14 protein-coding genes and 5 tRNA genes are annotated in these 15,523 nt (G+C 45.2%); 11 read left to right on the top strand and 8 right to left on the bottom strand.

What is annotated here, in order from left to right:
* Nucleotides 1-90: 90 nt before the first annotated feature.
* From G3570_RS15995 to queA, 8 genes are all read right to left on the bottom strand, one after another.
* Nucleotides 91-162: transfer RNA gene (locus G3570_RS15995), tRNA-Thr, on the bottom strand.
* Between the two features lie 26 nt (nucleotides 163-188).
* A tRNA-Gly gene (locus G3570_RS15990) sits at nucleotides 189-261 on the bottom strand.
* A gap of 85 nt (nucleotides 262-346) precedes the next feature.
* Nucleotides 347-429, bottom strand: a tRNA-Tyr gene (locus tag G3570_RS15985).
* 134 nt (nucleotides 430-563) lie between these two features.
* Nucleotides 564-635: transfer RNA gene (locus tag G3570_RS15980), tRNA-Thr, on the bottom strand.
* Nucleotides 636-816: 181 nt separating this feature from the next.
* Entirely contained in the window at nucleotides 817-1,461 is a 645-nt protein-coding gene (locus G3570_RS15975) for a DedA family protein (RefSeq protein ID WP_249067223.1), read from the bottom strand.
* A gap of 2 nt (nucleotides 1,462-1,463) precedes the next feature.
* The gene (gene ispF, locus G3570_RS15970) at nucleotides 1,464-1,952 is read right to left on the bottom strand and encodes a 2-C-methyl-D-erythritol 2,4-cyclodiphosphate synthase (RefSeq protein WP_165143871.1); all 489 of its coding nucleotides are present in this window, start codon (nucleotides 1,950-1,952) and stop codon (nucleotides 1,464-1,466) included.
* Between the two features lie 3 nt (nucleotides 1,953-1,955).
* Nucleotides 1,956-2,639 carry a 2-C-methyl-D-erythritol 4-phosphate cytidylyltransferase gene (gene ispD / locus G3570_RS15965; RefSeq protein ID WP_165143870.1) on the bottom strand — a complete coding sequence of 228 codons (684 nt, stop codon included), beginning with the start codon at nucleotides 2,637-2,639 and terminating at the stop codon, nucleotides 1,956-1,958.
* A gap of 4 nt (nucleotides 2,640-2,643) precedes the next feature.
* Nucleotides 2,644-3,690 (bottom strand): tRNA preQ1(34) S-adenosylmethionine ribosyltransferase-isomerase QueA, encoded by a 1,047-nt coding sequence (gene queA / locus G3570_RS15960; protein ID WP_165143869.1) that lies wholly within the window; start codon nucleotides 3,688-3,690, stop codon nucleotides 2,644-2,646.
* A 112-nt stretch (nucleotides 3,691-3,802) separates the two neighbouring features.
* On the opposite strand from queA, the gene G3570_RS15955 reads away from it, so the two are divergent.
* The 11 genes from G3570_RS15955 to G3570_RS15905 all read left to right on the top strand — a co-directional run bounded on the left by G3570_RS15955 (nucleotide 3,803) and on the right by G3570_RS15905 (nucleotide 15,519).
* Nucleotides 3,803-3,893: transfer RNA gene (locus tag G3570_RS15955), tRNA-Ser, on the top strand.
* 99 nt (nucleotides 3,894-3,992) lie between these two features.
* Nucleotides 3,993-4,508 (top strand): hypothetical protein, encoded by a 516-nt coding sequence (locus tag G3570_RS15950; RefSeq protein WP_165143868.1) that lies wholly within the window; start codon nucleotides 3,993-3,995, stop codon nucleotides 4,506-4,508.
* Between the two features lie 18 nt (nucleotides 4,509-4,526).
* Complete coding sequence (locus G3570_RS15945) at nucleotides 4,527-4,976, top strand: LytR C-terminal domain-containing protein (protein ID WP_165143867.1); 450 nt, start codon at nucleotides 4,527-4,529, stop codon at nucleotides 4,974-4,976.
* 7 nt (nucleotides 4,977-4,983) lie between these two features.
* Entirely contained in the window at nucleotides 4,984-5,406 is a 423-nt protein-coding gene (gene rsfS / locus G3570_RS15940; protein ID WP_165143866.1) for a ribosome silencing factor, read from the top strand.
* Nucleotides 5,403-5,822: a hypothetical protein gene (locus G3570_RS15935; protein WP_165143865.1), complete on the top strand. Its 420-nt coding sequence runs from the start codon at nucleotides 5,403-5,405 to the stop codon at nucleotides 5,820-5,822. The genes rsfS and G3570_RS15935 overlap by 4 nt, the downstream gene beginning before the upstream one ends.
* Before the next feature lie 5 nt (nucleotides 5,823-5,827).
* Nucleotides 5,828-6,802, top strand: a complete 975-nt coding sequence (locus G3570_RS15930; RefSeq protein ID WP_165143864.1) for a 2-hydroxyacid dehydrogenase — start codon at nucleotides 5,828-5,830, stop codon at nucleotides 6,800-6,802.
* A gap of 45 nt (nucleotides 6,803-6,847) precedes the next feature.
* A complete protein-coding gene (locus G3570_RS15925; RefSeq protein ID WP_165143863.1) occupies nucleotides 6,848-10,792 on the top strand; it encodes an ATP-binding protein in 3,945 nt (1,314 codons plus the stop codon).
* Between the two features lie 164 nt (nucleotides 10,793-10,956).
* Entirely contained in the window at nucleotides 10,957-12,303 is a 1,347-nt protein-coding gene (locus G3570_RS15920) for an MATE family efflux transporter (protein ID WP_249067221.1), read from the top strand.
* 247 nt (nucleotides 12,304-12,550) lie between these two features.
* A complete protein-coding gene (locus G3570_RS15915; RefSeq protein WP_165143862.1) occupies nucleotides 12,551-13,645 on the top strand; it encodes a type III polyketide synthase in 1,095 nt (364 codons plus the stop codon).
* A gap of 10 nt (nucleotides 13,646-13,655) precedes the next feature.
* Nucleotides 13,656-14,351 carry a methyltransferase domain-containing protein gene (locus tag G3570_RS15910; protein WP_165143861.1) on the top strand — a complete coding sequence of 232 codons (696 nt, stop codon included), beginning with the start codon at nucleotides 13,656-13,658 and terminating at the stop codon, nucleotides 14,349-14,351.
* Nucleotides 14,341-15,519 carry an FAD-dependent oxidoreductase gene (locus G3570_RS15905; protein WP_165143860.1) on the top strand — a complete coding sequence of 393 codons (1,179 nt, stop codon included), beginning with the start codon at nucleotides 14,341-14,343 and terminating at the stop codon, nucleotides 15,517-15,519. Before G3570_RS15910 ends, G3570_RS15905 begins: the two co-directional genes overlap by 11 nt.
* Nucleotides 15,520-15,523: the final 4 nt, after the last annotated feature.

Genomic DNA, 15,523 nt, shown 5'->3' with positions numbered 1-15,523 from the left:
CTGAAATGTCTCTTTTGCCATGAGTAAATAATTTACAGTTAATTGTTTAAATCACTTTATATATAAGCATATATGCTCGCCCAACCTGTGAGCCGTTAGTCGGATTTGAACCGACGACCCCTTCCTTACCATGGAAGTGCTCTACCCCTGAGCTATAACGGCTTATCAGAGCGATTCGTAAAGGGACGAGCGGGCGACCAGAGTCGAACTGGCAACATTCACCTTGGAAGGGTGACACTCTACCAATTGAGTTACGCCCGCTTTGGTTAAATCACAAATGCCAAAACTCAAATAACAAAAAGACTTTTTTGAAATTTGTCGCTTGGACTTTGTCATTTAGCCTCTGTGGGGGGAGAAGGATTCGAACCTACGAAGGCTTACGCCAACAGATTTACAGTCTGCCCCAGTTGGCCACTTTGGTATCCCCCCAAAATCGGTGTCAATAAGTCAAAACAAGTTGAAAATAATGACGGATTAATTTTCAACCAAATTTGTTCGATCGGGCAGGCATTCAGCGCATAATCATTTTTGATCTACCACCCGGTCTGTTAATTCCCGACATGAGCCAGCGGCCGGATTTGAACCGACGACCGGCTGTTTACAAGACAGCTGCTCTACCCCTGAGCTACGCTGGCTTATGTCGGGACTCTACTACTGCCTTTTACTCCGGCATGTCGAGTTTTCTTTCGACTTTATTACCGGCTTTCGGACTGTCCGCACAGTCATGAATAGCCTAAAGCCGAAAGACTGGAAAGCTAATCATAGTTTTGAATTTTGTCAACATCCAAATGAAGGAAAAATTCTATGACTTCATTGTCAGGACTCTTCACCTTTTCCTTGATATTTATTGCGATAACGGGCCATAAGGACCTTTATAATAATGAACGCAACTACAATAGCCAGAATCACTCGCCCATAAATGGAAAGGTAATCCCCAATTATCTGCCAGTTTTCGTGTACGATCCAGCCCGCGCCGAGCAGTATCCCATTCCACAATAGAGAACTGACGGTTGAACTTAACACCGTACCCGGAATTGCCGTATGGCTGATCCCCGCTGTCAGTGAGATAACCGACCTGGTACCTGCAAGAAAACGGTTAGCCATAACCACACCCAGCCCCCACTTGCCCATCCAATTGCGAACCTTATTCATATACTTAAGAGGTATGAACCTCATAAGCCAGAAGCGTTCTCTTTGCTCCTCAATCTGAGCGCCCCAGTGACTGCCAAGCCAATACATGGTCATGAAACCGATAACTGATGCCACGGTTGTCAAGATATACACCGGCAACAGTTCAATGACCGACTCCGCAGCCAGGTAGCCTCCAAAAGCCACCAGCACATCACCCGGAACCGGGGGAACAATATTTTCGAAATAGGCCACCAGGAAAAAGACAGCATAGATACTGAGAGGAGGAAGACCCTGAATCCATTGAATAAGTTCTTGAGTAAACTGTTCCAAAATCAGCTACCCTTTGAAATTAATACTGCAGCCCGGGCCGATATGCCCTTCTCTTCTCCTTCAAAACCGAGCATCTCCGATGTCGTGGCTTTAACGCTAACACGGTCTAAATCCAACGCCAGGTCGCTTGCAATATTTTGGCGCATCTCATCAATATATGATGCGAGTTTGGGTTTCTGGGCCACTATCACTGAATCAATGTTCACCAAGTGATAGCTTCTTTGTTCTATCAGTCTGTATACCTTTTTCAGCAACCGGCGACTGTCGGCATTTTTGAATGCCTCATCCGTATCGGGAAAATGCTTACCGATATCACCAAGGGCCAGAGTACCTAAGAGAGCGTCACTAATAGCATGCAGCAATACATCGGCATCCGAGTGGCCGTCCAGACCCCGCTTGTGCGGAACCGTAACTCCGCCCAGTACCAGATCCCTCCCCTCAACCAGCCGGTGAACGTCATAACCATAACCTATTCGGAAATCACTATCCATTTTCTAACTACTGAGTAAAAGCTTAGCAAGTTTCAAATCAAGCGGGTAGGTAATCTTGAAATTCGATCGGTCTCCCTCTACCATCTTTACCGGATGACCAAGTCGCTCAACAAGAGAAGCGTCATCGGTGCCGATAAAGTTTTCCTCAAATGCCTTCTGATAAGCTTCCTGCAAAATCTCCTTTTTAAACACCTGTGGAGTCTGGGCCTGCCACAAAAAACTCCGGGACGGTGTATCTAAGATCATCTGATCTTTGTCGATCTTTTTGATCGTATCTTTTGCCGGAACACCCAATACAGAAGCACCTGTTTGCATCGCAGCTTTGCAACAATTCTCAATATGCTTCAGCTCAACGAACGGCCTGACTGCATCGTGCACAATCGCCAGGTTACCGTCATCCACAAATTTCAGTGTATTGAAGATAGAATGCTGGCGTTCCGCTCCTCCCTCAATGACATGAAACAAAATATGCTCCGGTAGAACACTATTAAGTATCTCTTCAGCCTTGTTAAGGTAAAGCGGGGAAGTCGCTACCACAACCTGTCCGAGACTCTCAAGTCCGAGAAATCTCAGGATGGTATGCTCAAGAATTGTTTTCCCGCTAATCTCCAGAAACGGTTTAGGAGTCTCCCTGTTCAGTCGACTCCCTGATCCGGCAGCAGGTATGATTAAAGTAGCCTTTGTCAACACACTATACGATAATCATGGCATCTCCAAATGCGAAGAAACGGTAATCCTTTTCCTGGGCTTCTTCATAAGCTTCCATCAGGAAGTCATATCCGGCAAAAGCCGCACCCAGCATGAGCATCGTCGATTCCGGACGATGGAAATTGGTAATAACCGATTCGGTAATTTTGAAATCATAAGGCGGGAAAATGAACTTGTCAGTCCATCCCGTTCCCGGCTTCGATATGCCACTAGCGGTGATGCTGGTTTCAATAGTTCGAACGGCGGTGGTGCCGCAACCGACCACCTTATTCTTCTTGCTCTTTAGAGCTTCGTTAATTTTTGCTGAAGTTTCATCGGAAATATAGTAGTTCTCGGAATCCATACGGTGCTTGGTCAGGTCTTCAACCTCTACCGGTCGGAAGGTACCCCAGCCGATATGCAAGGTGATAGGCAACAGCTCAACACCCTTATCTTCCAGTTTCTTTACCAGTTCGGGAGTAAAATGCATGGCTGCAAACGGTGCTGCAACGGCGCCCCGCTCTTTGGCAAAAATGGTCTGATAGCGCTCCTTGTCCTCTTCAACGGGATCTCTTTCAATATACGGAGGCAATGGCATCTCACCGATTTCATCAAGCCGGGCATACAGCTCTTCGTTTGTGCCTTCGAAAAGAAAACGCATGGTTCTGCCGCGCGAGGTGGTATTATCGATGACTTCAGCCATTAAATCTTCACCGAAATACAGTTTGTTTCCTATACGTATTTTTCTTGCAGGTTCTACCAGTACGTCCCACAACATGTTTTCCGGCATAAGTTCTCTGAGCAGAAATACTTCGATATCGGCGTCGGTCTTCTCCTTCTTACCTTTCAGACGAGCAGGAAAAACCTTGGTGTTATTGTAGATAAGAACATCCCCTTCATTAAAATACTTATGGATGTCAGAAAATTTTTCGTGCTTAATAGATTTGTCACTTCTGTCGAGCACCATAAGCTTAGCGGCGTCCCTTGGCTCGACCGGTTCATCAGGAACATTAAAGTCTTCAGTCTCAAATTTAAAATCAGTTAATTTCATTATCGAAGCGCGGGCTTTTATTTAATTGGTTATACCGTTATTTTGAAAAAATACAAAGCCTGTAAATATACTCTATTTTATTCCGCAGGACAAGTTCCCAAATTATACTCCAGGAGGCGTGCCAGAGCGGTCGAATGGGGCGGTCTCGAAAACCGTTGAATCGCTTTGCGATTCCGGGGGTTCGAATCCCTCCGCCTCCGCCAGTTTCGGAACTTTATTGTGGGTGTACACTTTATTATACTTTCTTAGTTTCCAAAGCGTTATATTTATTCCTGATACCAAGAATTTTTTGATTACCTGCTATGAAAAAAATCAGCCAAATTTCACTCCTTACAGTTCTATTCTTTTTAGTTAGCACTGCAGGTTTTGCCCAGCTCCGAAAAAACCTAAACAGCTCCACAGATTATCTTGGCGGAATAGTTAAAGAGCGATCTGCCGAACCGGGCAATCTCAGCAATCTGTTCAACATGACAATGGATCATTCTTATTCCATGACTTTTGGCAGCGTCGGCGGGCAGTATCAAAACATCAACGCTTACACCAATACCATGCATTTTTTCTTTTCTGATAGAATGACCGGACGCGTGGATCTTTCGCTGCTACATTCACCTTTCGGAAACAGCTATCTGAACGGATATGGTAATGGTAACGGTGCGGGTGTGGATTTCGTAGTCAGGAATGCCGAACTTAATTACCAGCTTAGTGAAAAGAGTAATATCAGTATTAGTTTTCAGCAGGTTCCTGCCTACAGTCGATACGGTTATTACAACGACCGCTATAATCCATTCTATAACTCATTCTACGATTCAAATTACTGACGGAACTTCCATTAATTAATGGCCAACAAGAAAGACTCAAACACATTTGTACTTAACGCTGTTATAGGATTTTTAAGTTTACTGCTCTTTCTGTTGATTTTCGGTCTCTTTACGCGGGTAGTGTACCCTCGCATCCAAAATGAACGCGCAGAAGAGCAGCCTCAATTAATTGGCGATATCATTCAGCTTGAAGTTTTAAATGGATGCGGTGTTGCCGGACTGGCAAATCAGTTTACTTCAGCACTTCGAAAAAATGGATTTGATGTTGTCGAGACCGGCAATTTCGACAATTTTGATATGCAGGAAACTATAATTATTTCCCGTACTTATAACACTGACAACGCCGAGCGGGTAGCCAAAGCACTCGGCATTAACGCCGAAAATATTCTCGTGGAGGCTTCGGATGATTTTTATCTGGATGCCACGATTGTAATCGGTTCTGACTATAACTCACTCAACCTCAATTAATTCGTATATGCCCCAAAAAGCTCAAAAGCCTGATCAACAATTTAAAAGCGTCAACGAAAATAAAACGGCAGATTCACAAAAACTTATTGAAGCCATCTCTGAAGGGCTACTGGATAAGAAAGCCGAAGATATTACCATTCTGGACGTTCATGAGTTGACCACACTGGCGGATAAGTTTGTCATTTGCCACGCCGCAACCGATGTACAGATCAAGGCTATTGCTGACAGCGTTGTAAAGCAAACCAATGAACAGCTGGGTGAGAAACCTTGGAAAGAAGAAGGACGCGACAGCCGCAGATGGGTTATCCTTGATTACGTGAATGTTGTGGTTCACATATTTAAGAAAGAGTTGCGCGAATACTATGCGCTGGAAAAGATGTGGAATGACGCAGAAATCATTAAAGTGGAGGACACCAAAGCCGCTCAATGAGAACGTTCTTACTGCTATTACTTACAACCTTATTGCTATCTGCCTGTGCCTCCTCAGAAAAGAACAGTAACCGGGATATGGATATACAGAACCTAGTAAGCCTAAACCCGCCCGGTGATCAGAATGTAGAGGAATCAACTATTTACGTAGATTCTGTTCAAGCCATAACCTACGAAAACCGAAGGGCATTGCTGATTTCAGGAAGCTTCCCAGATGCCTGCACCCACCTGGCCTCAGCTACCGATTCATTGGTTCAGGGGTCCGTCCATATTACCCTCGAAGCCTGGAGAGAAACCGACCAAATGTGCGCTCAGGTGCTGACTTCCTACTCGTATATACATTCAGGAATTTCCGCCGATGTGCTCTCAGAGATTTCCAGCGTCACGATTAATGAACACACATATCCAATTAAATAGGTACAATGTCGTATCGCGTCCTTATTACCGAACCCATTGTTGAATCGGTTGTCCAAAGACTGGAGAACCATTTCCGTGTGGATGTCGGAAAAAGAGGCGATTTTAATAATGAGGAACAGCTGGTAAAGGCGATACCCAATTATGACGCCCTGTTACCTATGCTTTCGAATCCAGTTACTGCACGAGTCATAGAAGCGGGCAGTAAACTGAAAATCATTGCCAACCATGCTGTAGGTTATAATAATATTGACCTGGAAGCGGCGAAAAAGAATGATGTAAAAGTAGCTAACACACCCGATGTGCTGACCCAAAGCAGCGCTGATCTCGGTATGGCACTTCTGCTTGCTGTCGCAAGAAAAATTGTTGAAGCTCAAGACTACCTGAAAGCAGGTAAATTTGAGGGATGGGAGCCTCTTGGCTTTTTAGGCATGGAGCTCAATGGCAATACACTGGGCATCGTAGGGATGGGACGAATCGGCACCGCACTTGCACGCAGGGCCAAAGCATTCGGCATGAATATTTGCTACCATAACCGTTCGCACGTGGAGTCCGAATTGGAAGATGAACTGGATGCCACTTATATGAAGAGCGTCCGTGAACTTGCTGAAAAATGTGATGTCCTGAGCCTGAACTGTCCGCTGACCGATGAAACGCACCATCTTGTAAATCGCGATATTCTCGCCGCAATGCCCGATCATGCCATCATTATAAACACAGCACGCGGTCCTGTTATCGATGAAGAAGCACTGGCCGAGGCGTTACACTCCGGTATCATAGGCGGTGCGGGACTGGATGTATTTGAAAACGAACCTGAAGTTCATCCTCGAATTCTAAACGCCCCGAATTGCGTAATTACACCACACATAGCCAGTGCCACGCACCAATCGCGCAAGTCAATCGGAATGCTGGCGGCCGATGCCATAATCGGTGTATTGCAGGGTAAGCCCGATTCTGACATACCTAACTTGATTCAGCTTTAATTTCCGCTCATATTTAGCTGTTGCACAGCTAAAGGCATTCAATGGATGAACTATCAAAGTGAACCTACTCATAAGCATCCCTACCGTACCCTGGGATGGACCTTACTATTCCTTCTAATTGCCGGTCTAGGCCTTGAGGGTTGGCGATATTCCATAAAACCGGTATCCCAGATCAATTCTGAGTTTATCAGCGAAAGTATTGATAATGCGGTAAACCTATTTAATGAAAGGCAGAGTACGTTTTACGAAGAAAGCCGTGAACTTTCAGTTATCGTAGAAAGGCAGTTGCGTCAGGGTGCCACTCGAAGTAACATCTACAGCACATTAAGCAGTTATACCTCTTTCTGGGGTGCTTCTCTTACCCGCAATGACTCTTCTTTTGTGTGGAGCAACTTTTCCCTGGACGCTATACCAACAGTACGTAATCGGCAGAGTCCGAGTCTCTCCGTGCGTAAACAAAATAATGTGACGTTCTGGCTATATGAAACGAGTATAAGGCTTAATAGCGAAAATGAGCCACCCATGATTTATCGTTTGTATACCACTTCCCGGATAGAGCAGACTAACGCCCTGCCAATCGGCCAAAGCAGTGAATACCATTTGCTTGAGTCGGTATCAAACGTACTATACTACCCTGTGAGCTTCAATTTTTTCAATGAGCCACCTGAGAATGCTATTCAACAACAGGCCCTGGTAAATATCAATCAGGACTCTATTGGTACCGCTTTTGCCTTACCGGGCCAACTTGAAAATGCCCATTCCAATTGGCTGGATGATACCAAGTTTTGGCGGTCTATATTTGCTGCCTTCAGTCTGCTATGTATCGGGATCGTGCTGTTTTTCTGGCTTGACATATTCACCAGCTGGAAGTCACTGCTACTCCAACTGGCCATTGTTATCTCCGGCTGGCTGATCTGCTTTTACCTCTCCATACCACAGCGCTGGATATCGGATTTATTCGGAACAGGAGTATCCTCCGAACTCCTTGAAACCTATCGCACGTTGGGAAGCTTTGCCCGCGACGGTTTATTTATATTTCTGGGAGCATTTGCCATCAGCAGAAACCTGAATAAAGAGCGCATACACCTTGAATCATTCTGGTACCCTACAACCATACTAATTTCACTAATTGTCGGGATAATCAATGTGCTGGCGATTCTGGGAGCTTTTTACATATCGTATATCGTCAGCGACAACAGTAACTTACTGCTGATGAGTCTTCAGATCATTCCCCCGGCTGCTACCCTGTTTTATTACCTGTTCCTGGGGCTGATGTTGTTTTCTACCGGGCTCTTCTTAACCGCACTTAACAGGTTTTTCATTCGATCGGGTCGGGACCAGCGTAAACTTATAGCAACGCTTATTACAACCGGTTTTTTGATTGCGCTACTTGTAGCACAGCTCTACATACCGGAAGTCATACAGTTTAACTGGGCGTTTGTTTTCAGCATTATCTACTTTGCAGCAATACTGTTGACTGCCTATGCCTATATTAACAACCCATCGCTGATGGACCAGCTGTCTACACTTCGTGCGATTGTGGTTGCCGCATTTATCCTAGCACTTATCGGAACCACCATCACCTACAACAGTTCCCTTGAAAAACAGGATATGAGCCTGCAAGAACGAGCTATGGCCTTTACCCAGGATGAAGACACAGAGGTACGCGATCTGACAGCAAACATCCTTAGCGAGCTGGAACAAGAGTTAAACGAGATAACCACTGAGGATTTGAATAACCGGGTTCCCTTTATACAATCGGAATTCACCGGTACTATTGAAGAGCTCATCGTTGAAGACCGCCAACGATATTCTATTGACCTGCAACTGGTAAAACCTGATGGCAACCTAATTGCTGACTATTCAACCGATCTAAGTTCACCAAATTGGGTGCAGGTTTTTGATATTCCCAGACTCTCCGGGGTGGCCTTAGATATCGAACAGATTACAAGGAATAATAATCGACCCATCGTGCAGCTCCCGGAACTCATCAACAAGCAGGATTACAGCACTTTCTCTCGCGGTTGGATTCCTCTTTTTGGGGAAGAAGAGCAAAATGTAACTTCGGATGAGGACGAGGAAGACGATCCCATTGCCTGGATTCTCTGCTCAGTGTATAAAGAACGCCCCAATTTTAATAAGCCTATTCGGGCGGTCATGGCAGCTTTAACGTATAACGACTGGAGCAATTCCTATTTGATGCAGGAGTATCTCAAAGGAAAGCTTGTAAATTCATTTAAGCAGGGTGTAACCGGCTCTTTCCCTAAATACAACAGGCTGCGTGGTCCGGAACAGAGGCAACTGGAAACCGATAGTCTTTTCTACTATACCAGTGAGCAGCTTCAAAGAACCTATCGCAACTTGGTCTGGAGAGTGGCTCCTGACAGAGTGCTGAAAGTAAGCACGATTAAACCGGACTATAAAAATGTTCTGTTTTCATTCTTCAGGCTGAATTTTACACTGCTCATCTCAGCCTGCTTTATCGCACTGATCCTACATGCCACCGGTATACATTCATTCACGTTGCATGGAAAAGATGAGCGTTTCCGGAATCGTATTCTTGACAACTTCCTTCTTGCTACGCTCATTTTCTTACTTCTGCTTGTAGTTACCACCCACTATGCCATCAAATACCAGAACGAAGAAATTGTACGGCAGGAGCTATTTGATAAGCTGGAAAGCCTTACGCAATCGACACAGAATAATTTTGCAGCGCTTCCGACAGCGAATAAGAATCTTCCGTTTAGTCTGGATTCACTGGTGAATCCGCTCAACGTAGATGCCTCCTACTATAAGAATCGAACCCTCACTACATCTACAACTCCTCAGATTTATCAGCAGCACCTGTTACCAAATACCATTCCCTTCCCTGTCTATCGGGATCTCTATGATGAGCAGCTCAGGGAAGGTCTCACAAGGGTCTCCCTGGCGCAGCAGGACCTGTTAATCGGTTTTCGATCTGTGTTATCGGCTGAGAATCGTCCGGTTGCTGCCGTAGCCATTCCTACATTTCTGCAGTCACCGAAATACGACCAGCAGCTACTGGAGACAACCAGTTACCTGATCATTCTCTATCTTGTGATATTCGGACTCTTCATCGGTGGTACGGCCCTGGTATCACGACGCCTCACCCGGCCGCTTATCTATATTCAAAGGGGATTAAATAAGATATCCGAAGGAGATCTCGACACTAAAATACCGGTTAAGAGTAACGATGAGATCGGGAGTCTTGCCGAAGCGTATAACGAAATGGTCAGCCGCCTTAAAGATCTTCAGGAAGAACTGGCAGCCGCAGAACGTGAGGCGGCATGGAAAGAGATGGCTCAACAGGTAGCTCATGAGATTAAGAATCCTCTTACTCCCATAAAGCTCAACGTACAGCATCTTGAACGGCAACTGGCCTCCGAGGATGCGGATGTTAATGAGCTCAAGCCGCGCATCAAAGAGATCACAAAAAATATTATTACCCAAATCCAGTCGCTCAACAATATTGCCAGTGACTTCTCAAAATTTTCTCAACCTATCAATCAGGAGTTTGAAAGCGTGAGCCTGAATTCACTGGTTGAATCAGTTAAGGACCTTTATCAACATGATGAAGAGACCAGTATAGTCACAGAACTCCCGCCTCATAACCTCATTGTAGAAGGGGTCAATGACGAGTTGCGACGGGTCATCATCAATATGGTTAAAAATGCTTTTGAAGCCATGCCGGAAGGGGGAATCATTAAAATTCGCTGCTACACGCAACGGCAGAGTGCGTTTATTGAGATTGAGGATAACGGACAGGGTATATCCGAAGAGGATAAATCGAAAATATTCGTACCCAACTTCTCAACAAAATCGAGCGGTACCGGACTTGGACTCGCCATCTGTAAAAAAATTATCGAAGTCCATCGAGGAAGTATATCCTTTGCCTCCATAGAAGGAAAGGGAACCACCTTTATCATCAAGCTTCCGCTTAAGAAGCAAGAAGTCGTTCAACAGAGCTGATTTCACAAATCTACTCTTGCACTTTATACTGCCTCAGACACCCAAATCCGTAATAGCCGTTTCATTTTGGATGCGAATAAACATTCAAAAGCTGTTTACCATTGCCTATCAAATTTTGTACTATACCCGATTAATTTTTTTCGGAATTTATAATTGATGCTACTTTGGTTTCTTTTCTGAAATCACAAAAAAAGGGATTTAAAACGGAAGCGGTCCATACCCTTAAATTGGGTCTGCCGGTGATTGCCGCACAATTGCTGCAGATGTCTATGAACTTCGTGGATACCGTAATGGCCGGTAATCTTTCTGCTGAAGCCTTAGCGGCTGTTGCGGTTGGTGGAGCGGTATTCATTCCCTTCATCATGCTGGCGGCAGGTATCATGATGGCTATTACTCCGATAGTGGCACAGCTGTACGGAGGACGTAATTTCCCGGAAATAGGAATTAACGCACGCCAGGGGCTTTGGTTGAGTCAGCTGCTTGCCATTCCGGTATTTTTTGCGATTCGAAATCTAGGTATTGTGATGGAGCTTCTGGAAGTGACGCAGGAGATTATCCCTGTGGCCATAGGCTACCTTCAAGCCATCTCGTGGGGTATTTTTCCGCTTTGTGCCTATATGGCGCTGCGATTCTTCAATGAGGGTATGTCCGTCACTCGACCCAGCATGTATATTGCCTTGATTGGTGTACTGGTAAATATTCCGGCCAACTATGTGCTGATGTATGGCAAGCTGGGTTTCCCACAACTTGGTGCTGTTGGATGCGGGTATGCCTCTTCTCTTGTAGCACTCGTGATGTTTCTGTGTATGCTCATATTTACCATGCAGCACAAACCTTACCGACGATTTGAGATATTTTCTTCCTTCAAGATGCCCGAATGGTCCTACCTGAAAGAGATTCTGAGAATTGGCGTACCCATCGGCTTGAGTTCTACGATGGAAGTGACCATGTTCGCCCTTGTTAGCCTGCTGATGGGGTCGCTTAGCGCCGTAGCAGTGGCCGGGCACCAGGTAGCCATCAACTTTTCCGCCATGACATTTATGGTTCCCTTTGGCCTATCTACCGCCATTACCACGCGGGTTGGGAATGCCATCGGGAAAAAATCCATCACCGAGGCGCGCAGGAGAGGATTCGTGGGTATTAGCCTTGCTACATTTTTTATGAGCATTACGGCTGTCATCATGTTCACCATACCTGATCTGATTACCAGCATCTATACTCAAAATAAAGCTGTTCAACAGGTGGCCATAAGCCTGCTCTATATGGCTGCAATTTTTCAAATCTCCGACGGTCTCCAGGTAAGCAGCTATGGGGCGCTTCGCGGTTTGAAAGATACCACCGTGCCCATGTATGTGAACCTGTTTGCCTACTGGGTGGTTGGGCTTCCGCTCGGCTACTATTTGGGAATTACCTTGAATTACGGTCCCCAAGGGTTATGGATAGGACTTATTGCGGGTCTCACGGTAGCGGCTATCTTTCACAACTTGCGTTTTTTTCGGATGACGGGATGAGCGGGTTGAGGTATAAGGTATAGGGTATAAGGACGCTATTCCACGGAGTTTTTCAGAGAAGCTTAGATTTTCACAGAGATGAAAGGAACCTTATACCTTATACCTTATACCCTATACCCCCGTACCTGCTAACCTCCAAAAAGACCAAGCAATCACCTCAAAGAAAATCAATTAGGAAATAGGAATTTTTACCGTAAAATTTAGGTACTGCTAGTATCCCGATAGAATTTATACCTAATGCTTCATTATGGCCGTCTTCATTGAACATATTTCAACGCTGGTTCCCGAGCATTCCTACCAGCAGGATTTTTTACGGGAACGCATGAAAGAGTATGTCGGCAGCAAGCGATCTACCAAAAGTATCATCCATCGAATTTACAGCAATTCCGGTATTGAAAAGAGACATACTGTTATTAATGATTTCCGGAAGAATGGTCATGACCCCTACTTTTTTAGCAAAGATGGGAACCTGGGTACTCCATCCACCGGATCAAGAAATGATCTCTATACCGTTCATGCCAAAGAGATGTTCGTGGAATTGGCCCGCCAACTTGTTGAAGAATGTCCTGGCACCAGTAAGGATGAAATTACACACGTCATCACCGTCTCTTGTACGGGTTTCTTCGCCCCTGAACCGGCCTTCGAAATCGTTAAAGAGCTGGGATTACATCCTGCAACACAACGGTATCACCTTGGATTCATGGGCTGTTTTGCTGCCTTCCCCGCTCTGAAAATGGCCAAGTCATTTTGCGAGTCAGATCCTGATGCCAAAGTCATGGTGATCTGTCTCGAACTGTGCAGCATTCACCTGCAGGATTCAGAAGAAACCGACAACCTCATTTCGGCTTCTGTCTTTGCCGACGGAGCATCAGGTGTGCTCGTGAGCAGTTCCCCTCCTGAGCAAGGAGGCTATCGGCTTGAACAGTTTGCAGGATCTGTAGCAAAAGACAGTGAAAAGGATATGGCCTGGACCATTGGTGATACCGGGTTTGACATGGTGCTCTCCACTTATGTACCCGAGATTATCGAGTCAAACCTTGAACAGTCGGTCTTACCACTGTTCAAAAATTTCGATCAGGAACTCAAAGAAATTGACTTCTGGGCTATACACCCAGGAGGAAGAGCCATACTCGACAAAATTGAAAAGAGCTTTAGTCTGCGCACCGAGCAACTCGAGGCTTCCCGGCAGGTTCTCAATACCTATGGCAATATGAGCAGTGCAACCATCTTTTTTGTACTAAAATACCTACTTGAAGAACAGGCCGCTAAAGATGATTCAATACTGGCTATGGCCTTCGGTCCCGGGCTGACCATTGAGAGCGGACTCCTGACAAAAGTATAAACATCACCTCATGCCATTTTTTTTAAAAGATCGAGACGAAGATGCTCAGGAAAAAATGGACGACCCCAATTGCGACAAGGAGAAGCTCTTCAATACCTACAAACAGTTCTCAGTGATCAACGGTCTCATCTCGGGGTGGAGATCCATCTACAAAAATGAAATTCGTCCTGCTTGTAATGATTTGTCCCGTAGGTACTCACTGCTTGATATAGGCTTCGGAGGCGGTGATCTGGCTCTTAAATTAGCTGATTGGACGAAGTCAGATCAAATCGGCATGGAAATCACTGCCATTGAAACAGATGAGCGGGCCTATGAATATGTTAAAGACATGAGTACACCGCCTAATATTACTTTTAGGCAGATTTCATCAACGGCACTGAGGGAAGAAGGACAAAGCTTTGATTTTGTAATCTCCAATCACCTGCTGCATCACCTGAATAAGGGAGAACTTTTAAAGCTTTTGGATGAGTCGAAGGAGTTGAGTCAAAAGAAAGTTCTTTTTAGCGATATAGAACGCAGTGATTTGGGTTATTTGCTATTCAACACACTCTCCAGACCTATTTTCAACGACTCTTTTATTACGGAAGACGGTCTGACCTCCATCAAGCGAAGCTATACGGCTTCCGAATTGAAGAGTACTGTCCCTCCGGCCTGGAAAGTAAAACGAAAATTCCCATACCGGCTTTTGTTGCGTTATGAGCATTGATAAACCTGACAATTTTTATCCGGTGATCATAGTAGGTGGCGGACCCGTGGGATTGTATCTTGGTTGTCTACTGCACAAATATGATATCCCCTTCGTAATACTGGAAAAGCGACAGGAACGCATCCAACATTCACGCTCACTGGGCATACATCCTGTCTCCCTGGAGCTATTTGATGAACTGGGTATAGCCGATCGTTTTGTAGAAAAGGGTATTAAAATACACCGGGGAATTGCCTTTTCAGAGAATGGAAGAATTGGATCCATTGCTTTTAATGATTGTCCGAAGCCGTTCAACTACATCCTCTCCCTTCCGCAATATATAACCGAAACCATACTTGAGGAACATCTGGACAGTCTGAATCCCGATGCCCTGTTTCGAGGTGCGGAAGTAACATGGATTGAGGAGAGTGATAATTTTGTGACCGTTTCCTTAAACCTCTCCGGGAAGCCTATAAGCATTAAATGCCGCTGTCTGGTTGGGTGTGACGGCAAAGAGAGTATGGTAAGAGAACAGGCCGGCATAGCTTTCGAGGGCGTATCATATCCCGATACTTACATCATGGGCGATTTCAGTGACAACACCAATTTTGATGATGATGCCGCCGTTTTTTTACCTGATCAGGGATTGATTGAATCCTTTCCCCTAATCAATAACCGCAGGCGATGGGTGGTAAAAACCAAAGAGTATATTGAAAATGTTAGCCGTAGTGATCTGGAAAAACGTGTAGCAGCACGTATTGGATATGAACTATCGGAAACAGATAATTATATGCTCAGCAGCTTTGGTGTTCAAAGGTTAATTGCCAAACCAATGGCCAGGTCACGCATCGCACTGGCAGGTGACGCGGCACATGTGGTGAGTCCAATAGGCGGACAGGGCATGAACCTCGGGTGGCTCGACGCTGCCGAATTGGCAAAACATCTCGAAAGCTCATTGGCAAATGAAGATGATGAGGCTCTATTTCAAAAACTGGAAACATATGCCCGCCATCGTCAAAAAATCACGGCAAAAGTTATACGAAGAGCGGAAATAAATATGAAGCTTGGTAGGAAATCGAAACTGCCGTACTTGCGAAATACTTTAGTTTGGCTGATGCTAAATACTCCCTTGAAAAGATCCGTTGCCAGACTGTTTACAATGAGAAATCTGGAAAACGGATTTCTTTGAAAAA

The sequence above is a fragment of the Halalkalibaculum roseum genome (assembly GCF_011059145.1).
GTDB lineage: Bacteria > Bacteroidota > Rhodothermia > Balneolales > Balneolaceae > Halalkalibaculum > Halalkalibaculum roseum.
This window is presented reverse-complemented; position numbering and strand designations above follow the sequence as displayed.